General features: G+C 52.4%; 20 protein-coding genes. 7 read left to right on the plus strand and 13 right to left on the minus strand.

The window, feature by feature from the left end; genetic code table 11:
- Positions 1-3: 3 nt before the first annotated feature.
- The gene (pta, locus tag CULFRC11_RS09495; RefSeq protein WP_023636361.1) at positions 4-1,392 is read right to left on the minus strand and encodes a phosphate acetyltransferase; all 1,389 of its coding nucleotides are present in this window, start codon (positions 1,390-1,392) and stop codon (positions 4-6) included.
- A gap of 249 nt (positions 1,393-1,641) precedes the next feature.
- Here pta and CULFRC11_RS09500 point away from each other — a divergent pair, with 249 nt between their 5' ends.
- The 3 genes from CULFRC11_RS09500 to CULFRC11_RS09510 all read left to right on the plus strand — a co-directional run bounded on the left by CULFRC11_RS09500 (position 1,642) and on the right by CULFRC11_RS09510 (position 4,749).
- Entirely contained in the window at positions 1,642-2,994 is a 1,353-nt protein-coding gene (locus tag CULFRC11_RS09500) for an FAD-dependent oxidoreductase (protein WP_023636362.1), read from the plus strand.
- Position 2,995: 1 nt separating this feature from the next.
- Positions 2,996-3,466, plus strand: coding sequence for a GNAT family N-acetyltransferase (locus CULFRC11_RS09505; RefSeq protein ID WP_031270628.1), 471 nt, complete (start codon positions 2,996-2,998; stop codon positions 3,464-3,466).
- Between the two features lie 122 nt (positions 3,467-3,588).
- On the plus strand, positions 3,589-4,749 hold the full coding sequence (locus CULFRC11_RS09510; RefSeq protein ID WP_023636364.1) for an HNH endonuclease signature motif containing protein: 1,161 nt from the start codon (positions 3,589-3,591) through the stop codon (positions 4,747-4,749).
- Here CULFRC11_RS09510 and CULFRC11_RS09515 read toward each other — a convergent pair.
- Positions 4,694-5,749 (minus strand): ATP-grasp domain-containing protein, encoded by a 1,056-nt coding sequence (locus CULFRC11_RS09515; protein WP_023636365.1) that lies wholly within the window; start codon positions 5,747-5,749, stop codon positions 4,694-4,696. The genes CULFRC11_RS09510 and CULFRC11_RS09515 overlap by 56 nt on opposite strands.
- 58 nt (positions 5,750-5,807) lie before the next feature.
- Here CULFRC11_RS09515 and CULFRC11_RS09520 point away from each other — a divergent pair, with 58 nt between their 5' ends.
- Positions 5,808-6,311, plus strand: a complete 504-nt coding sequence (locus tag CULFRC11_RS09520; protein ID WP_013912412.1) for a phosphoribosyltransferase — start codon at positions 5,808-5,810, stop codon at positions 6,309-6,311.
- 37 nt (positions 6,312-6,348) lie between these two features.
- Here CULFRC11_RS09520 and CULFRC11_RS09525 read toward each other — a convergent pair whose 3' ends face one another.
- The 4 genes from CULFRC11_RS09525 to CULFRC11_RS09535 form a co-directional block, all read right to left on the minus strand.
- Positions 6,349-7,839, minus strand: coding sequence for a disulfide bond formation protein B (locus CULFRC11_RS09525; RefSeq protein WP_023636366.1), 1,491 nt, complete (start codon positions 7,837-7,839; stop codon positions 6,349-6,351).
- Positions 7,840-8,007 carry a hypothetical protein gene (locus tag CULFRC11_RS11325; RefSeq protein ID WP_013912414.1) on the minus strand — a complete coding sequence of 56 codons (168 nt, stop codon included), beginning with the start codon at positions 8,005-8,007 and terminating at the stop codon, positions 7,840-7,842.
- Positions 8,008-8,124: 117 nt separating this feature from the next.
- Positions 8,125-9,015, minus strand: a complete 891-nt coding sequence (locus tag CULFRC11_RS09530; RefSeq protein WP_023636367.1) for a PrsW family intramembrane metalloprotease — start codon at positions 9,013-9,015, stop codon at positions 8,125-8,127.
- A complete protein-coding gene (locus CULFRC11_RS09535; protein ID WP_023636368.1) occupies positions 9,012-9,593 on the minus strand; it encodes a hypothetical protein in 582 nt (193 codons plus the stop codon). The genes CULFRC11_RS09530 and CULFRC11_RS09535 overlap by 4 nt, the downstream gene beginning before the upstream one ends.
- Before the next feature lie 272 nt (positions 9,594-9,865).
- Here CULFRC11_RS09535 and CULFRC11_RS09540 point away from each other — a divergent pair, with 272 nt between their 5' ends.
- The 3 genes from CULFRC11_RS09540 to CULFRC11_RS09550 are packed head-to-tail and all read left to right on the plus strand — an operon-like array spanning position 9,866 to position 10,705.
- Complete coding sequence (locus tag CULFRC11_RS09540) at positions 9,866-10,171, plus strand: hypothetical protein (protein ID WP_031270635.1); 306 nt, start codon at positions 9,866-9,868, stop codon at positions 10,169-10,171.
- On the plus strand, positions 10,171-10,428 hold the full coding sequence (locus CULFRC11_RS09545) for a hypothetical protein (RefSeq protein WP_014526285.1): 258 nt from the start codon (positions 10,171-10,173) through the stop codon (positions 10,426-10,428). Before CULFRC11_RS09540 ends, CULFRC11_RS09545 begins: the two co-directional genes overlap by 1 nt.
- A 25-nt stretch (positions 10,429-10,453) precedes the next feature.
- Complete coding sequence (locus tag CULFRC11_RS09550; RefSeq protein WP_023636370.1) at positions 10,454-10,705, plus strand: hypothetical protein; 252 nt, start codon at positions 10,454-10,456, stop codon at positions 10,703-10,705.
- 43 nt (positions 10,706-10,748) lie between these two features.
- Here the strand turns inward: CULFRC11_RS09550 and CULFRC11_RS09555 are convergent, their stop codons facing one another.
- The 7 genes from CULFRC11_RS09555 to CULFRC11_RS09585 form a co-directional block, all read right to left on the minus strand.
- Positions 10,749-11,270 (minus strand): TlpA family protein disulfide reductase, encoded by a 522-nt coding sequence (locus CULFRC11_RS09555; protein WP_023636371.1) that lies wholly within the window; start codon positions 11,268-11,270, stop codon positions 10,749-10,751.
- 12 nt (positions 11,271-11,282) lie between these two features.
- Entirely contained in the window at positions 11,283-12,092 is an 810-nt protein-coding gene (gene ccsB, locus CULFRC11_RS09560; protein ID WP_013912421.1) for a c-type cytochrome biogenesis protein CcsB, read from the minus strand.
- Positions 12,085-13,485, minus strand: a complete 1,401-nt coding sequence (locus CULFRC11_RS09565; protein ID WP_023636372.1) for a cytochrome c biogenesis ResB family protein — start codon at positions 13,483-13,485, stop codon at positions 12,085-12,087. Before CULFRC11_RS09565 ends, ccsB begins: the two co-directional genes overlap by 8 nt.
- Before the next feature lie 9 nt (positions 13,486-13,494).
- The gene (locus tag CULFRC11_RS09570) at positions 13,495-14,223 is read right to left on the minus strand and encodes a tetratricopeptide repeat protein (protein ID WP_013912423.1); all 729 of its coding nucleotides are present in this window, start codon (positions 14,221-14,223) and stop codon (positions 13,495-13,497) included.
- On the minus strand, positions 14,213-15,664 hold the full coding sequence (locus CULFRC11_RS09575; RefSeq protein WP_014526290.1) for an ammonia-forming cytochrome c nitrite reductase subunit c552: 1,452 nt from the start codon (positions 15,662-15,664) through the stop codon (positions 14,213-14,215). Before CULFRC11_RS09575 ends, CULFRC11_RS09570 begins: the two co-directional genes overlap by 11 nt.
- A gap of 11 nt (positions 15,665-15,675) precedes the next feature.
- Positions 15,676-16,161: a cytochrome c nitrite reductase small subunit gene (gene nrfH, locus CULFRC11_RS09580; RefSeq protein WP_014836829.1), complete on the minus strand. Its 486-nt coding sequence runs from the start codon at positions 16,159-16,161 to the stop codon at positions 15,676-15,678.
- A 723-nt stretch (positions 16,162-16,884) separates the two neighbouring features.
- Complete coding sequence (locus tag CULFRC11_RS09585; RefSeq protein ID WP_013912427.1) at positions 16,885-18,171, minus strand: adenylosuccinate synthase; 1,287 nt, start codon at positions 18,169-18,171, stop codon at positions 16,885-16,887.
- Between the last annotated feature and the right edge of the window lie 10 nt (positions 18,172-18,181).

The raw sequence follows: 18,181 nt of genomic DNA on the forward strand, positions 1-18,181 counted from the left end.
GTGCTATTTTCCTCCTGCTTGGATAGCGGTGATGGCAACGGTGTTCACAATATCGGCAACCGTCGCACCGCGAGACAAATCATTAACCGGCTTATTCAGGCCCTGTAGGATCGGGCCCACGGCCAGCGCGTGGCCGGTGCGCTGTGCAGTCTTGTATCCGATGTTTCCGGCCTCAAGGTCCGGGAAGATAAAGACATTTGCGTGGCCTGCGACCTCGGAGTTGGGCATCTTCTTAGCCGCAACGCCTGGGTCACAAGCAGCGTCGAACTGTAATGGGCCGTCGAGCTTGAGCTCGGGGTCGAGCTCATGAGCCTTGGCCACTGCTGCGACGGAACGGTCCACGTCAGGGCCGGCTCCGGAGCTACCGGTGGAGTAAGACAACAGGGCGACGCGTGGATCAATACCAAACTGAGCTGCGGTACGAGCAGAAACCACTGCGATTTCTGCCAGCTGCTCAGCGGTGGGGTTGGGGTTCACGGCGCAGTCGCCGAATGCCCAGAGGCGGCCTCGCATCACCATCAGGAAGATCGACGAGACAACCGAGGTGCCCGGCGCGGTCTTGATGATCTGGAAGCTTGGCTTGATGGTGTGCGCGGTGGTGTGTGCAGCACCGGATACCATGCCGTCGGCAAGCCCCTCATGGATCATCATGGTGGCGTAGTAGGAGATGTCCTTCATGGTCTCCCGTGCCTCTTCGAGAGTCACGCCCTTCTTCTTGCGCAACTCAGCAAAGTCGGCAGCGAACTTCTCCGCGTTAGGGTCGGTGGCCGGATCCTGGAGGTGAGCCTTGGAGAGGTCAAAACCCAGCTCTGCCGCGCGAGCGGTGATAGTCTCCGGGTTGCCCAGAATGGTCAGCTCACAGATGTCCTGAGCGAGCAGCTGGTGTGCCGCCTCAAGAATGCGGTCATCGTCACCTTCCGGCAGAACGATGTGGGATTGCTGTGCTTTAGCCTGGTCGAGCAGCCATGATTCAAAAACAGGAGCGCTCATAACAACGGGGGACTCAACGTTCAGACCCTCGCGAATCTTCTCTATGCCAGCTTCGGTCTCCGCTTCCTCAGCGGTGAACGTAGCAGCCACAACGGCACCCAGCTCGGCGCATTCCTCTGCGGCGAGGTCGATGTGCACGCCGGGGGCGTCGATAAGCAGAAGGAGGGGAATGCCCAAAGCGGAGGCTGCTCGGGCATCAAAGTTGACGTTTCCAGAGCCGATAAACAATCCGGGGCGGTTTTCTAGCGGTTTAGACGCCAGAATTGCTGCAAGGTCAGCCTGCTTTTCGACGAGCTGCTGAACCGGAAGTCCGAGGCGATCTGCAAAAGCGTCGACGGCAAACCCGTCAAAGTTTCGTCCTGCGCGGGTGAGCAGGACTGATGCGTGCTGAATTTCAGTCACTTACGCGATCCTTTCATGGCCAAAAGTAATGCGTTGACACCATGATTGAAGGGCTCAACGCATACTCGGTATGATTCGCAAGCGAGTTTACCGTGAAACTGCTCTCGTTTTATACAAACCTGAAGGTTGCTTACACTGCCAGCCCGCAGCGTAAACTAGAACAATCACCCCTAAATAGGCCCCCTAACCGGCTTGTTTTAAAATTTTTAACATTCAAAACTCTCGCTCAGTATAGGAATTGTGACATTAATGACTGAACCAATGCGTGTAGCCATAATAGGCGCGGGCCCAGCTGGGATTTACGCTTCAGACCTACTAGTAAAATCAGAGGTAGACGTAAAGATCGATCTCTTTGAGCGTATGCCCGCACCTTTCGGATTGATCCGTTACGGAGTAGCACCGGACCATCCGCGCATCAAGGGCATCATCAAATCCCTTCACAATGTCCTAGATAAACCTGAGATTCGTCTACTGGGCAACATTGACGTAGGCAAAGACATCACCATCGATGAGCTACGCCAGTATTATGACGCCATCATTTTCTCCACCGGCGCCGTAGCCGACCGCTACCTTGAGATTCCCGGCTCTGACCTCAAAGGTTCCTATGGTGCAGGCGAGTTCGTTGGCTTCTACGATGGCAACCCCGACTTTGAGCGCAGCTGGGATCTCTCTGCCAAGCAGGTCGCAGTTATCGGCGTGGGCAACGTGGGCCTCGATGTCTCACGCATCCTGGCCAAGACCGGCGACGAGCTCCTGGTCACCGAGATTCCCGATAATGTCTACGAAGCCCTAAAGAATAACCAGGCCGAGGAAGTCCACGTCTTTGGCCGCCGGGGCCCCGCTCAGGTCAAGTTCTCCCCGATGGAGCTGAAAGAGCTCGATCACTCCCCAACCATCGAGGTTGTGGTCAATCCCGAGGACATCGACTACGACGAGGCTTCCATCGAGGCTCGCCACGCTTCCAAGTCCCAAGACCTGGTCTGCCAGACCCTGGAAAACTACGCGATGCGCGACCCCAAGGGAGCACCTCACAAGCTCTTCATCCACCTCTTTGAGTCCCCCGTCGAGATCCTCGGCGAGGACGGACAAGTAGTGGGATTGCGCACCGAGCGCACCGAATATGACGGCCAGGGCGGGGTCCGCAACACCGGAAAGTTCACCGATTGGCCAATTCAGGCCGTCTACCGCGCCGTGGGCTACCGCTCAGAGGCCATCAATGACGTTCCTTTCGATCCCACCAACCACGTCATCCCCAATGACGGCGGACACGTCCTCCACGAGGGCGCCATCGTCCCAGGCCTCTACACCACCGGCTGGATCAAGCGCGGCCCCGTGGGACTCATCGGCAACACCAAGTCCGACGCCAAAGAGACCACAGAAATGCTGGTCGCAGACTGGCAGGATGGAAAACTCACCGCAGCCGTAGAGCGTAACGACGCCGCCATCGTCGACTTCCTCAAGACCCGAGGAATCGCCGTAACCACGTGGGACGGCTGGCATATTCTCGACGCAGCAGAGCGCGCACTCGGCGAGGCTGAGGGCCGTGAACGCAAGAAGATCGTGGAATGGGATGAGATGGTCTCTCATGCAGCGCCCGAATGAGATGAACACGATCTTTGCGGTGTCCGCTCTGAAAGATCTTTCACCGCTTGAGGTTCACAAGATCTACAAGCTCCGAGTGGACGTCTTTGTCCATGAGCAGCGGGCACCCTACAAAGAGATCGACGAGATCGACGCCCAAGACACCACGTTGCACGTCCAAGCCTGGTCGCCGCAGCGAGAGATCCTGGGCGTGGCTCGAATTTTCCCCGAGGACCCCGTCGTTCGCTTGGGCAGGTTTGTGGTGGCAAAAGAACAGCGTGGGACCGGACTAGGACGCGAACTGCTGTTCCAAACGCTACGCCTCATCCATGAGCAGTACCCCGGACGAGATACCTTTATCCATGCACAATCAGCCTTGGAGGGCTACTACGCAGCCTACAGATTTGTCCGTTCAGGCTCACCGTTCAAGGAAGACGGAATACCCCATCTTCCCATGACCCTCAGTGCAGAAAAACTCGCCCACTTATTCTAGACAGAACAGAAACCCGTAGCCAATAAGCTGCGGGTTTTCTTTTTACGCCCTTTACGGATTAGAACGTTTGTGCTAGGATTGGTTTTACTATCAGGACTGCGGGGACCTTATAGGGGGGAATCATGAAAGCTTGGGGAACGTATCGCGGATGCGACATGGGAGACCCTCTCTGTGTAAGCGAGAGGCTTGCACTGCAATTTGAATACCACAGGTGGGCACAGCTCATCCCGAGTAAAGACACCGATATAGAGGAATACTGCGTTTCCATCGGGGAAAGAATCAACAAGGGAGCACGCTATGTGGAACTCCGCATTGATGCCATGCAGACCCTCAAGGCCTTACCACTATTGCACCAGCTCGAGCTCAGCCTGTGGCATCTAGATTTCTCGCGGCTCATCGCTATTGCCCAATCTTTATATGGAGTCGAGCCCGACCTCTTTGACGTCATCGATCAGGCCCTAGCCCGCCACCTACATCCCAAACGCCCGAATCAGAAGGTGCCAGGCGCCCAGGCTATCCGGCGTTTCCTACACAAGCTCTTGGAGTCTCTTCATGAGGTCATCGAAGAGCCCGAGCAGAAACTCGAACCCTGCGTTAGCTTCTTTGAAACCTCCCGAGGAAAAACGGTGATCGAGGCTGTGGTGGACAATGGCACAGCTCATGTATTGAAAGAACGCCTAGCTCAGCTTGCGAGGGAACATGAATGCACCGATGTGGAAGCTCTTTTCTTCCTAGCTGCAGGACAAGCGCCGACAGTGCATCTTTATTCAGTAAAAGGAAGCGACGTAATCGAGACCATCGACGGCTCGTCTTTCGACGCATCCACCAGCGAGGCAATCGCGGCTGTTGCAACATGGCGAGACATTGACCCCTATAAAGACACCACACTCGCCCAATACAAATTTACTGGCGACCTACGCCGCTGGATCCAAGCTCGCGATGGAACCTGCCGGTTCCCTGGCTGCAATGTTGCCGCCTGGCACTGCGATATTGACCATATTCAGGAGTATGGCCTCAACGGTGCAACCAAGGCAGACAATGCCCAATGTCTATGCCGCAAGCACCACAATCTCAAAACTGCTAAAGCCGTGGATTGCATTGCCGGAGAAGGCGGCGAGGTGACCTGGCTGCTAGATAATGATCTCCGCGTCACCACAGTGCCCGAAGGAATTATCAGCGGGCAGCGCATGTTTGGGCAGTCTTTTATCCAGCGGGCGGCCAAACGGATTAAGAAGCGTCGTCAAAGGACTCGGGAGTATGTGGTTGATGCCCCGCCATTCTAGAGATGGCCAGCATTGCTCGGTCAACTGCTTCGACCGTGGTATCTGCCGTAGATAGCGCCACGGCCCCCCGCTGTGTAACTGCCACATGGATTTCCGGCATGTTCAGAGCTTGGACAACGGATGCTCGCGTAATCGGCCGGATGTCATTAGAAAAGGCGATTGCTCCTGGGGTGACCAGGGTTGCGTCGATGGGCAGACCCAGCACGGCGCGCGCATGGAGTGTGAATTGGTCAAAACGTTGTGTTGCGCACGTGACGGCACCGCTCCGGAATGGGTAGGGCGAGAGTTCGGAGAAATAGACGTCCTCGCCGATCACAAAGAGCTTCACTCCGAAAATCCCGCGACCTCCTACGGCATTAGTGATGCGCGCTGCCACGCTGCGAGCGTTATCCAAGGCGATAGAGTTCAACTCGACTGGCTGCGCTGCGCCGATAAGAATCCCGTCTTGGCGTATGTGAACGATTGGCTCGCAGAACCACGTGGCTAGTTTCTCCGTCTCCGGATCGACTGAGCGCACAGCCATCAGGGTGATTTCATAGTCGAATTCGATGTACCGCTCCACCACCATGCGGCTACCGTCCCACGCTGCCGCGCAATCCTCAGCGGAGGCCAGAAGGTGAATCGAGTTAGCCGATTTAGCTACACAGGGGTATCCGAGTTCATTGGCGGCGTCGAGAAGCTCATGCGCAGAGGATGCAAACCGAAATTTACTCATGGGCAAACCAAGCTGCTCGGTGGCGATCCGGCGGATTCCCTCGCGGTCATAAGCGCAGGGCGAAGGCACGAGGCGGTCTCCGATACCGGCAGGAATGTTTTTGGTCACAGGGACCACATAGTCCGGCTGATGGTGTTCTATATCCTCGAGTGTCGCATCGGCTAGCACCGTGACCTCGGCTCCAAGGTCGGCAAAAGCCAAGGCGAGTCTCTTCCCCAGGTCGGTGTCGCCAAGAACCAGAACTCGGGTTGGGTCAGGTGAAACAATGTACTCGGGGATAAACATGTCATTTATGCTACAAGGCGGCTACCACGAAGAGCGCCTAACGCGCTAAAGTTCGCTTATGGCATACCACGCAGACTCAGCAGATCTTGAGAATAAAGAAGTCCTGACTTGGGATGGGTTCGGCAACGCGAATCGCGAACTCGCCCAGCAGATCGTCGATGACGGCTACGACCCAGAAATCATTGTGGCCGTCGCTCGCGGTGGGCTCGTCCCCGCCGGTGCACTGTCTTACTCCATGGGAGTAAAGCTTTCCGACGCCATCAACGTCGAGTTTTACACCGACGTCAACGAGACCTTGCCGGATCCCGTGTTGCTTGAGCCTCTCCTGGACACCAACTCGATCAAAGGCCGCAGGGTCCTCGTGGTGGATGATGTCGCCGATTCTGGACGCACTCTCCAGCTCGTGCTCAAGCTCCTTGAGTCGCATGGCGCAGAGGTTCGCTCCGCAGTGATCTACGCTAAGAGCCGCTCGGTCGTCTCCCCTACATATGTATGGAAGCACACCGACGAGTGGATCGTCTTCCCTTGGTCAGCTGAGCCACCGGTAACCAAGCAGGCATAAGAAAAAGCGCCCCTCGGGGCGCTTTTTTCATGGGTCTTTAGGAAAGCTTGAGCTCGTGCACTACGTCACGGTCACCGTCGTGGGCGAGCACAAAGGCGCTCTTTCCTGCAACGGCGACGTCGCGGACGTCGTTAAGCTCTGGGAGGTTGCGAGTCTCCTTGACGCTGAAGTCTTTCATGTCGATGGTCAGCAAGCTGTTGTGTTCCTTGGAAAGGACATACAGGGTGCCATCGTGCAGGTCTGCGCCGACTGGGTAAACGCCCTCGGCATCGAGCACGCCCTCGCGAACCAGCTTGTTGTCTTCCTTGGAGAACTCGGAAATAACAACCTGCTTGGAGCGCTTGTGAGGAACGCTGAGGGTAACAAAGGTATCGGCCTTGCTTTCCGACGCCACGGTCAGCGTGTAAGCCATGCGGGCACGAATAGTACGCAGCTCAGGGCGTCCCTTGGAATCAAAGATCGGCATGATGTTGCCGGAGGTTTCGGTGAAATCCTTCCACGCAATCTTCTCATCGACCTCGTCCTGGATCACAGCACCATAGACGGTCTTGTTCTGAGCAATAGCTACCAGGCCGCCAGGCTTGAAGAAAGCCGCATCCACGGTGTTGTGGATATCGGAGCCGTTGGGGACGTCGACACGCGCGAAGGAGGAGTGCTCCTTGAAGTTCTTGTCGGTGTAGTAGAAACCGCCCTTAGTAGAAACCAGGCCGAACTTCTGGTTCTCAGAATCGTAGGCGATGCCTGCAGCGCGGCCTTTTCCACGGAAGCCCGTGACGTCAAAACCGATCTCATGAGTACCAGCAAGCTCAAGAGTCTTCTTGCCAGCTACCGGAGTGGTGTCAAACTCCACGCCCTTGTAGGGGTCGGGGGCGTTGAACTTGTGCAGACGGATGTCGCTGAGGGACTCGTACTGGTGTTCTTTGTCCCAGTACTTTGCGGTCTGAGCAATGTTGAAGGTGAAGCGAGCTGGGTCGCCGGCACCTGCGTAAGGAGGGATGCCGTTACCGATAAGGAACTGGACGCAGTTAGCACAGGTGATAACGATGGCAACGATCGCAACAAACTTGGTAGCAGGTGAGAATTTCTTCACTTCTAGCTCGGAAGAAATGAACTCCTGCTGGAGCATTTTGTCCTTGCCGATGAAGATCAAACCAACGGCGAGGACGCCAATAACAACCCAGTACACCAGGATGCCCCAGGTGTATGTGTGTACACCGAGCACGGCGTCGCCAAAGCCCTGTCCTAGGTCAGCATTCGCGCGTCCACCCCAGTGGCGCACCGTTGTGTACAGGTAGTAAAAAGCGACCAAAAGGAGCATAACTATATAGCGCATGCGAGCGCCATAGCGCAGGATAAAGACGCCCAAAGCGCCGATCAAAACCATGCCAAAACGCTCGTTACCACAGAGAATGCACGGAGATTCACCGTTGATAAAACCGAGGTAGATGTTGGCCACGCCCACGGGGAACGCCATGATGACAAAAACCGCTGCGGCCAGGATAAAACGGAAAACTTTTGCGTTAAACATTTAGAGGTTCACCGCCGGAACAATCGAAGTGGCGGAAGCCATGAAGAACATCAGCACAGAGAATGCAAATGATCCGACCAACAATCCAAACGCCAGCTTTTCTTTTTCTGGTTTGAGGAAGACCAGAATGAGTGCTGCTGCACACAAGCTGTAGAAAACAAACTCCACGAGAGAGCCTTTCCTAGTTGAGGGAAAACTATGACGTACAAATGATAAAACTAAATGTGTGGTGTACCGAATTCAGGCAATAGTTTGTTATAAACACCACATTTTTACATCACTTCCTCAGGCCGCAGATACCGCAGCCTTCTCATTCCGGCAGAGCCATCTAGCCACCACAATGAAGATACTTATGGAAATCGCCAGTTTCACCAGCACAGCGACGGTCGCATCCAGACCAAAGGTAAGAGGGGAATTCCATAAGCCATGCAGACCTAACGACAACACAAGAAAAACCGCCGCGCGAAAAAATCGACCCCTCCCGGTTTCCCCTTGAGAAAAGCCAATTCCCAGTAAATAACAAAGCCCAATGGCCGCCACCCCGGTGTACGTCCAATGCGATACCACGCCAAGCAATACGCGGAAGGTGGCTAACGTAACCCCTCCCGATAGGTCGCTATTTATATCCTCAAAAGCAGCGCCTATGGCAAACCAAAAATCTTCAGTCAATTGGAACCCTAGGCCAACAAAAGCACCAACAAAGAAGCCATGCGTCGGCCGCACAATCCATTTTCGATAAAGCAGAATGATCGCCAGAACAATAACCAGCTTGATCCACTCCTCCGATAGTGGACCAAACACCGCCACGCCCCATTCTCTATAAAACTCCCGGCCAAAAATCAGCGGGAAAAATCTATCGATCTCACCATTTGTCTTCACCGCGACCACAGGCCCTATCAACCCGCCGAAGACAAAGGCACTGCCCCACATAATCCTGTTGTACTTCTCTTTTCGCAGACGTGATCTGTCAACAAGGACAAGCACGCCAACAACAAGGATGCCCCCGGCTATGCAGATAAGAAAGATATATAAGGAGGGCAGCGGCATAGCCCTTAGTTCCCGCCCTAATGTTTTCAAAAGATACGCCAAGGACAGGGGGCTTGCGACGACCAAAAGCCACCACAAAGCAGACGTCCGCCTACGGCTCTTCATCTCTAACACTTCACGGTCATTCACTTCTGCTGCGCCCCATTATCTACATCAAATGCTCCGTCCTTAGCCATGCCTCCACGTACGGACTGCACTACATCGGCAGGATCAATTTCATTACCCGAGGAAACAACCGTAAGAACAAGCTTTCCCGCGCCGACAATGACGCACCTCTTCGGAGCGGCTTGCTCAATCTCACAACTTCGCCCCACCAAGTCGTGCTTGCTTCCAGACTCTTCAATTGCTTGCGGAACTCGAACTTCATCACCCCGCCACTTTGCAGGTCCTTGCTTCCGGTTTAAAACCAACAAGGCGCGTTCAAGCGATTTTTCCTGATTCTCCGCACCAGTAGCCAGGTGAAAAGAAATACGCGCATCCCCTTTAACCAAGGACGCTCTAGCTTTTTGTGGAGAAATAACCTCACTAAAACCAGCCGGGGCTGCAACCTCCACCTGGGATTCTCCCGCCTCTAACGTAATTTTCCCTCCCTGAACTTGCCTCGTCGTTTGCGGCGATGCAATTTTCCCCACAGCAACAGGCACTGTCCACGCCACAGCAAGCAACACGATGATCGCAACAGACTGACGCAGGTCTCTAATTTTCACCGAAACCCGCCCCCTAAATCGCACAACATTTCAGCCATTCCTCCGAATAGTAATTTCTTTAAAAATTCTAGTCTGAGAATAAGTTTTTCCCGTGTTATGCCTGACTCAACTTCAGAAAAACGTTCTTAATGCTAAGAAAATGGGTTTTTGAGAATAAAAATGACCAAATATGTATCATTTTCGACCCAAAATCATATTAGTGAGATAGGGTGTTCACGCATCTCTGGAACATCTGTAGGAATTTGCACAGAAAGAGCAGGAAGGTCCCCCTCTTGGGTTCTATCGAATATTTATTGCAGCAAGCTGGCTGGTTTGAGCAAAACATTACACAGCCAGGTAGCGGCTGGTTTGATTGGCTGGTCACACCTACCAAGCACTCCTTGGTTGATATCTTCACCGGCAAGACCGGCGGAGTCATCGGCACAGGTCGCGATCTCGCTATCGGCACCCATATCCCGAAGTTCTTCCAAGCACTACTCAACCTCGATGGAGCTTCCGCTGAGGGACTCGGATCTTCTACCCCGGATTGGTCCTCATCCGGATCATCTGCCAGCACCCCAGCCAAGGAGGCAAACTAATGGGTTCTGTTGAAAGCTTTTTGACCAACGTTGGGGTCAGCCAGACTGTTGTTGATTACTTCCATGGCCGCATGGGAAACAGCCTCATTGGCAGCTTCTTAAAACTCATCACGCCTTCCTTTGGTGAGGGTTTTGAGTCTGCTAAGAAGTTCTTCGGGGCAATTCTCAACCTCGACTCCGCCTCCACCGAGGGCTTGGGATCTAGCGGAATTAACCTCTCCTCCGATAAAAGCCAAACCCCTCCAGCAAAAAACTAGTCTCTCAATAAGGAAGTAATTAATCATGCACGAGACCCTTCTCGCCGCCGCAGACGTTGCCACCCAGGACAAGGGCTTCTACAAGTTCTTCGAGATCATTTTCAAGAACGTCGCAACCATCAACGACTTCATTGCCCGCGGCATGGGCTCCTCCATGGCCGGCGACAAAGGTGTAGAAGAGGGCAAGGGCTTCAAATCCATCTTCCACCTTTTCCATGAGTGGCTAACCACAGGTTCTTCCGCTCCTGCTGCTCCTGAAGCCCCCAAGGCTGCTTAATCTTTAAGCGTCCACTAAAAAAGCACCCTGTCAGGGTGCTTTTTTAGTTCTCCAGCGCTTTCTTTATGTCTTGACGACTAATCGTCCCCGCCTTGATCCACTTAACTTTGAATTGATCATCAATTACAACATGTGAGGGAACTGCGGAAACCCCATATGATGCAGAAATTGTCCCACGTGCGTCCGGTATTTGGATGTACGTAAGACCAAGTTTTTCTGCATACTGGCGCACATGCGCGGAATCCTCGTTGAGGTAAATAGAAACCACCGCAATGGTGTCTTCTTTTGCCAGTTCTTGAATTTCCGGAATCTCTGCACGACAGTTTGAGCACCATGTGGCGTTAAAAACTAGCCATACGGGTTTTCCTTTAAGTGAGGAAAGATCAAATGGATGCCCCTTAATATCTAGTGCTTTAAAATTAGGGGCTTCTTCTCCCAACCGGATTGTTTTTCCATCGGTTTTGTCTACTGTTACCGTATTTTCTTGCGGCTTCTGCACCACATAGACAGCCCCTAAAACTACGACAATGACTGCAAGCAGAATAATCACGCGTTTGTTAATCACCGTGTATGTCTCCTAAGCGTATGAGTGGAGGCCGCCAAAAAAGTGATTGCCAAAGTATGCGAACAGTACAGCGATGAAGCCGATTATGAGTAGCCAGGCAGACTTAGTTCCTCGCCAATTACGCACTACTCGAGCATGCAGGAAAGCTCCGTAGAAGAGCCACGTAACAAATGCGGCTGTTTCTTTAGGATCCCAACCCCAATAGCGTCCCCATGCAACATTTGCCCACACCGATCCTAGAATAATCATGATGGTGAGCAGTGGAAAGGTAAGAGCTGCAGCACGGTAGCCCACTTCGTCGCATAGCTCTGCGCTGGGGAAATATTTGCTCCGAATGTACGGGGATAGTAAATACAGCACGGCAGCGCCAAAAGACACGCACGCTGCACCATAAGCGACCACAGCAAATCCCACGTGGAACGTCAGCAGTACGCTGTTCTGCAGTGCAGGAACCAATGGCTTGAGTTCGGTATCCAATTGGGTCGCGTAAATTAACATGACTGTGACCACGGGGAGAACGACCACAGATAAAATGTGGAATTTATAGCGCCAGGCAAAGAAGACTAAGGCCGTAAGAATGCCCGCACTAAAGGCCACAGAAAACTCATGCTGGTTGGCAAAAGGCCCGTGCCCGGTGTGAATCATGCGGACTACCAGGTAGAACAGCGTCAACACTAAAGTCACGAGGGTAAAGGCCGTCGTGTACCACGAATTTTCGCTCTGCTTGTTCCGTCTTCCTGTAATAAATAGGATTTCTGCGAGCAAGCCCAGAATTGCAAATGCTATAGCTCCATTAAGAGCGTATTGGGATATCTCAAGCATGAGTGCCTTCCTTATTTACGCTGGAGCTCTGGCTAATGTCCTGGACGAGCTGGCGAAATTCTCGGTCTAACAGTGTGTCTTGTTGTTCTACGGACGCAACATAAATAGTGTCATTGGTGACCCGCACCCATATGCGGCGATGTCTAAAACCAAAGGTCATCACCATTCCAATGATGAGCAGCACTGAGCCAACCCACATCCATAAAGTTCCAGGATCATTGCGCACCGTGATAGCAGTGAAACGTTGTTCCCTTTCAAAGGTGACTTTTACGGGCCCCACCTGTGCTTGAGTGCCCTGGTCAACGGTTGCAGCGCCTATTTTCTTGTCACTGCTCACCTGATAAACCTCAATGGTCGCAGTACCCACGTTGGCGGTTCGTTGTCCGGATGCAGGCGTTGCGACGATAATCTCTAACCCTCGATCCGGCAGATCTAGCCTGCCCACGACGTTCATTCCATCACCAGACGTCCACTTTAACGGCACAGCTTTCTTTACGATTTCAGCACCTTTGTCATCGGTTACTGTGATCGCTGCTGCAACACCAAAAGAGGCTTGGTGAAATCTAACCCCATCCACAACGATCGGAGTGTTGACTCGTACATCCTGTTCAGCGACTTTTTCTGAACCTTTTCGTACAATCAGGTGCGAAACATAATCGGTGGGGCGCCCTTGAGGGTCATATACGTCATCAAAAGAAACTGCTTCTACTGAAAGCTCTGTCCCATTGCCCACTTCGGCTTTCTCACCTATAGCAATATCAAGATTCGTTTCAAATCCGGTAAAAGCTGAAACCCCAAAGGCCGCAAGGATAACCACAAATGCTGCATGCGCAATAACCGTGCCAAACGGGCCATAACGAAACCTATCGGCATAAAGTCGCGAAGGATCTTGGTCGTCCACGACCAGGCGGAAACGTCGAGAGCATAGTGCATTCCGAACTAATTTCAAGGATTCTTCCGTTGCACGCTCAGTAGGAATAGCAGCACGGTACTGAGCATTGCTAAAAAACCTATCGGAAACGTGAATACGAGGATGTAGTGTCTTTTTGATCAGCTCCGGAAGCCGGTGCGTCGTGCACGCAATGATAGAAAGCGCGAGCAGTACCGTTACCCCTAGGAATAGCGGGGACGACCACATATTAAAAAATCCCAAGTAGTCAAAAATGGTCGCCCAACCACCCAGTTTTTCCTGTGCGTTGGGGAGCCAACGAGCATAACCTTCAGGGTCTGTTCGGCGAGACACAGGTGCCTGCATCACCAGTGTGCCAATGAGAGATAGCACTGCCATCGCCAGAATGATAAGAACACCCACCAGCTTGGAGTGCAGGATTCGGTAGACTCTTCTCAAAATTGCGCCTACCGTAACCTGGCCATATTGATTCTTTTCAGTCATGGAAGCTCCTTATTTCTGCTTCGGCGGAGCTTCAGTCGTAGGCTTCACAGCTCCCATGTGATTTTGAGCTGTCTTAGCTAACGGTGAACCAGGGTCGATCTCTATTACTTTGCTCCAGGCTCGGTGTGCCTTAGCCTCATCAATCGGCTCTTTAGCTACCGCGCAGAAACCAATGTTGTACCAAGCCTGCACATTATTCGGGTCTAGCTCAATGACCTTGTTCCACTGGGTTTCTGCTGCCTCAAAGTCACCAAAGTTAAAGAGCAACAATCCATATTCAAGATGCGCATCAATGTTCTTAGGTTCTTTCTCCGTTACTTCCTGAAGCTCGCGCATACGAGCTTGGATCGCAACAGGATCTTCCCCTCCCATGGACATGCCACCATGCGGATCGCTAGCGGGTTCAGGCTTACCCCAGGTATAGATACCCACTCCTGCCGCGGCTATGAGAACGGTAACTAAAACCAGTAACAATGTTTTAGAAACATGTTTCGTTTTCGATTCTTGCCGTTGTACGCGGTTTAGCGGAGTTGAGATGAAAAGATCAGAATTTTCACCCAACTCTGCGGTAGCTAACTCGGGATCTGGTTGATCACTTTTTATTTCCACCAAACCCACATAACGGTCTCTTCCATCACGGATAGCCTCTGCACGGGCCTCAGCCCATGCAGATACCTCCGCAGGAGCAGTCTCCAAGAAATCAAGGATCAGCTCCTCGCGTTTTACATCAGTGTCCACGAGATTGTGCAGCTTCCTTGTTCTTCTGGGTTACGCTCGAAGGCTCTAGCGTTTTCAGATCAACACCTTGGAGAACTAGCTGACCTTTCCTGGAGGCATCCAAGGAGTCGCTAATAATCCGCTGGATGTAGTCAGGCGCATGGAAACCATTGGAGTTCTCGGAATACACATAATCCAGATAGAAGCTAGCTTTATTCTGATATTCGCGCGCCAGTTTAAGCCGATCTTCGGGAGTCGCAGGATCATCCTTTGCTTTTTCCAAATCCTTAATCAGCGCTGTAAGCGAATCAAATGCCTGATCACGCGAATGAATAAAGCGGTCTTGGATTTGGACTACCCGCTGTTCCATCTCTTTATCCGAAGAATTATGGCAGGTCATACAGGAATTATTTATGTTAAGCAGCGGGCTTTGGAGATGGTGAGAGGAAACTTTCTTAGCCCCATGCCGTTCATAAGGCATATGACAATCAGAACAAGAGACGCCATTTTGGGCATGGATCGAGTTACTCCATACGTCAAACTCCGGATGCTGTGCTTTCACAATATCCGCGCCAGTTTTTGTGTTTACAAAGTCGACGTGCCCGTCTTCCTTGTAGTAATCCCAGATCTGGTCGATCTCAATGCCTTTAGCCCATGGGAAAGTAAGGGTCTTATCTTCACCTTTGAAGTAGTACTCCACGTGGCATTGTCCACAGACATAAGAACGCATTTCCTCGTGCGTTGCGTCTCGGTTTACGTCAAAATCTTTCACGCCTTGCGACGCCTTCAGGTCCCTAATTCCGTTAGCAAAAGCTGGTCGAGTGATTCGTAACTGCATAGTCTTAGGGTCGTGGCAATCAATGCACGCTACCGGATGTTCAACAAGTTGAGTGACTTCCTTATAACTCATCTTGTTCATCTTTTTAAAGCCTTCGTTCGCGTCCCCATCGCCCAGATCATTCATCAGCTTCACTGTAGAAGCATGACAATTTAAACAAGTACCTGGCTGTTTAAACTCAGTGACTCGCTTGGTCTTACGCTGATCATCCAGCATGTATTGATGTCCACGGGCTTCCCGATAGTCCACAGCAAACGCGTACCCTGACCACATTTCTTTCAGCCGTGGGTCTTCTTCAATCCGACTCTTGGCGACTTCGGTTCGCGGGTCTTTGTCATCCGGCTGGCGGCTCTCCTTCACCGATCCGCCATGAGTAGTTGCGCCCATCTCTGAAGTCTTCAGATAAGACTCGTACTGAAGGGGAAAGTTCTTTCCCCATTCCGCAGGGTCCACAACGTTCTCATCTATGTTGACCACGTTGGCAAAGTGATCTGTGACCTCTGATTTACGCTCCATAATATTGATGAGGAGCGCCGTAATGCTCATCGTTATCAGTGCGGTAACAATAATCGCACCGGTGAGGATGAGATATCGCCGTCTAGTTTTAGACGCGTGCGTGCTCATAATAAGTGACCTCATCTAGTCTTGTGTCCAACAGTTGCATGGCAATGTGTGCATTGGATTTGGGTTTCGCCATAGGTGCCGTGAATATCTGAAGTGAAGTCGCCGTGGCAGGTCAAACAAGCATCGTTGGTTACTTTTCGGCTCGCATCACGGATTTGGATGTTGTCTGGAAACCATCCTGTGGTGAATTTAAAACCATGGTTTACTCCGTGCTCAGCTTTGACTAAATACTTGTGCACAATATTGTCGTGAGGGACGTGGCAGTCATTACATGTCGCTACTGCTGAGTGGGACCCCGCTAGCCACGCGTTGTATTGCGGTTCCATAACGTGACAGTTCACGCACGCTTTTGGGTCGTTTCCTAAATAGGAATAGCCCTTGGCATAAATGAATGTGTACAAGCCCACCCCCACAAATGAACCAATCACAAAAATCGCAAGAATCTGCACGACAAGTGCCGAAGTGAGAACACGATGCTTCCGCATACCTGAACCCATAGCTACCCCTTCACATTCCAGATCACCGCGAATAAATGTCACATGGCGCTCATGAAAGATAATACGGACACAGTTAGAAAAAAATGTGATAAGAGATATAGGTAACTATTTTTAAAGAACTTTCCACACCCACGCCACCCCACTGTAAAAAATCAATAGCTATCCCCTGATTGGGAATCAAGCAACTCGTCGGCTCCAACGGTAAAGGAATAACTGTGGGTTCCCTTGAAACTTTCCTGCTCAATGTTGGAGCAGACCGAGATCTCATCGATTTCTTCCAGGGAAAAGGTACTGGATTGCGCAGCCGCGCGATCAATCTGATAGCAAGTTTTTCGGCAAGGGATTCACCTGTACCAGAGCATTCTTCCAGGCCTTATTCAGCTTAGATTCCGCGTCTACAGAGAGGCTCGGTTCAGGACTCCACAGCCTTTCCACCAAGCAAACAGACACGAAACAATAAAGGGATTCTTTTTATAAGCAGCACGGCAACAGAAGCACAACAGGGTTTTATAAGTTCTTTGAGATTGTCTTTTTTTAAAAAAAACCTCGCGGTGGTTAATGAATTCATTGCTCATGGTTTGGAGTCTTCCAGTGCAAATGAAAAGAATTCTAAGGGTTTTTCCGAGCTTCCCACACCTGGCCACCACTGGTTCTTCTGCCCCAGCACCCAAGCCAAAGCCTTAAAAATGGGATGGGCTTCCACCGGAAACCCATCCCATATTTTTATGCCATTACGTCGTGGCAAATAATCGTCTGATCGCGCCCTGGCCCGACTCCGATGTAGGAGATTCGGCAGCCAGATAATTCTTCTAGCCTGCGCACATACGCTTGTGCCTTTTCCGGTAGCTCCTCGAACGTGGTGCAGCCGGTAATGTCTTCGTCCCACGCAGGCATCGTCTCATAGATAGGTACTGCGTGATGGAACTTGGATTGAGTCATCGGCATTTCATCATGACGCTCCCCGTCCACGTCATAAGCAACGCAGATGGGAATCTCTCCAATGCCGGTCAGCACATCCAGCTTGGTCAAGAAGAGATCGGTGAAGCCATTTACACGAGACGCATAACGAGCAATCACGGAGTCGTACCAGCCACAGCGACGCTTCCGACCGGTGTTCACTCCAACTTCGCCGCCTGTGGTCTGCAGGAACTCGCCCCACTTATCAAACAGCTCTGTGGGGAATGGTCCGGCGCCCACACGCGTGGTGTATGCCTTGATGATGCCCAGAGAGCTGGTGATCTTGGTCGGACCGATGCCTGCGCCTACGCATGCGCCACCGGCGGTGGGGTTGGAGGAAGTAACAAACGGATACGTGCCGTGGTCGACGTCGAGCATGGTGGCCTGGCCGCCCTCCATGAGGACGTTCTTGCCGGCATCGAGCGCCTCGTTGAGCACGAGTTCAGACTCGATGACCATGGGGCGCAGTCTTTCCGCGTAGCCCAGGAAGTACTGGACTATTTCTTCTGCGACGATGGCCTTGCGGTTGTACATCTTGACCAGAGTCTGGTTCTTTACATCGAGCGCGGACTCGATCTTCTGGCGCAGGATGGACTCATCAAAGACATCTTGCACGCGAATGCCTATGCGTGAGACTTTATCTGCATAGGCTGGCCCGATACCGCGACCGGTGGTGCCGATGGCACGCTTACCCAGGAATCGCTCCTGAACCCGGTCAAGAATCTGGTGGTAGGGGGCCACAAGGTGAGCATTGGCGGACACTTTGAGTCGCGATGCGTTGGCACCACGAGCCTCAAGCCCGTCGATTTCGTCGAAAAGCGCTTCAAGATTGATCACTACGCCGTTTCCCAAAATGGGGGTGGCGTTTTCCGAGAGAACACCAGCGGGCAGGAGCTTAAGCTCGTACTTTTCTCCACCGACTACCACTGTGTGACCTGCGTTGTTGCCGCCGTTGGGCTTGACCACGTAGTCAACCTGGCCGCCCAGGATGTCGGTTGCTTTGCCTTTGCCTTCGTCGCCCCATTGGGCACCGACGATCACGATTGCTGCCATGATTTACACG

This window comes from Corynebacterium ulcerans (genome assembly GCF_000767685.1).
Classification (GTDB): domain Bacteria; phylum Actinomycetota; class Actinomycetes; order Mycobacteriales; family Mycobacteriaceae; genus Corynebacterium; species Corynebacterium ulcerans.

What these genes read in the sequence shown, in the direction of transcription:
- ccsB (WP_013912421.1), bottom strand. Translation starts at nt 12,092, where the DNA reads ATGCTTGAGATATCCCAATACGCTCTTAATGGAGCTATAGCATTTGCA.
- CULFRC11_RS09525 (WP_023636366.1), bottom strand. Translation starts at nt 7,839, where the DNA reads ATGTTTAACGCAAAAGTTTTCCGTTTTATCCTGGCCGCAGCGGTTTTT.
- CULFRC11_RS09565 (WP_023636372.1), bottom strand. Translation starts at nt 13,485, where the DNA reads ATGACTGAAAAGAATCAATATGGCCAGGTTACGGTAGGCGCAATTTTG.
- CULFRC11_RS09520 (WP_013912412.1), top strand. Translation starts at nt 5,808, where the DNA reads ATGGCATACCACGCAGACTCAGCAGATCTTGAGAATAAAGAAGTCCTG.
- CULFRC11_RS09585 (WP_013912427.1), bottom strand. Translation starts at nt 18,171, where the DNA reads ATGGCAGCAATCGTGATCGTCGGTGCCCAATGGGGCGACGAAGGCAAA.
- CULFRC11_RS09575 (WP_014526290.1), bottom strand. Translation starts at nt 15,664, where the DNA reads ATGAGCACGCACGCGTCTAAAACTAGACGGCGATATCTCATCCTCACC.
- CULFRC11_RS09550 (WP_023636370.1), top strand. Translation starts at nt 10,454, where the DNA reads ATGCACGAGACCCTTCTCGCCGCCGCAGACGTTGCCACCCAGGACAAG.
- nrfH (WP_014836829.1), bottom strand. Translation starts at nt 16,161, where the DNA reads ATGGGTTCAGGTATGCGGAAGCATCGTGTTCTCACTTCGGCACTTGTC.
- CULFRC11_RS09505 (WP_031270628.1), top strand. Translation starts at nt 2,996, where the DNA reads ATGAACACGATCTTTGCGGTGTCCGCTCTGAAAGATCTTTCACCGCTT.
- CULFRC11_RS09545 (WP_014526285.1), top strand. Translation starts at nt 10,171, where the DNA reads ATGGGTTCTGTTGAAAGCTTTTTGACCAACGTTGGGGTCAGCCAGACT.
- CULFRC11_RS09500 (WP_023636362.1), top strand. Translation starts at nt 1,642, where the DNA reads ATGACTGAACCAATGCGTGTAGCCATAATAGGCGCGGGCCCAGCTGGG.
- CULFRC11_RS09515 (WP_023636365.1), bottom strand. Translation starts at nt 5,749, where the DNA reads ATGTTTATCCCCGAGTACATTGTTTCACCTGACCCAACCCGAGTTCTG.
- CULFRC11_RS09510 (WP_023636364.1), top strand. Translation starts at nt 3,589, where the DNA reads ATGAAAGCTTGGGGAACGTATCGCGGATGCGACATGGGAGACCCTCTC.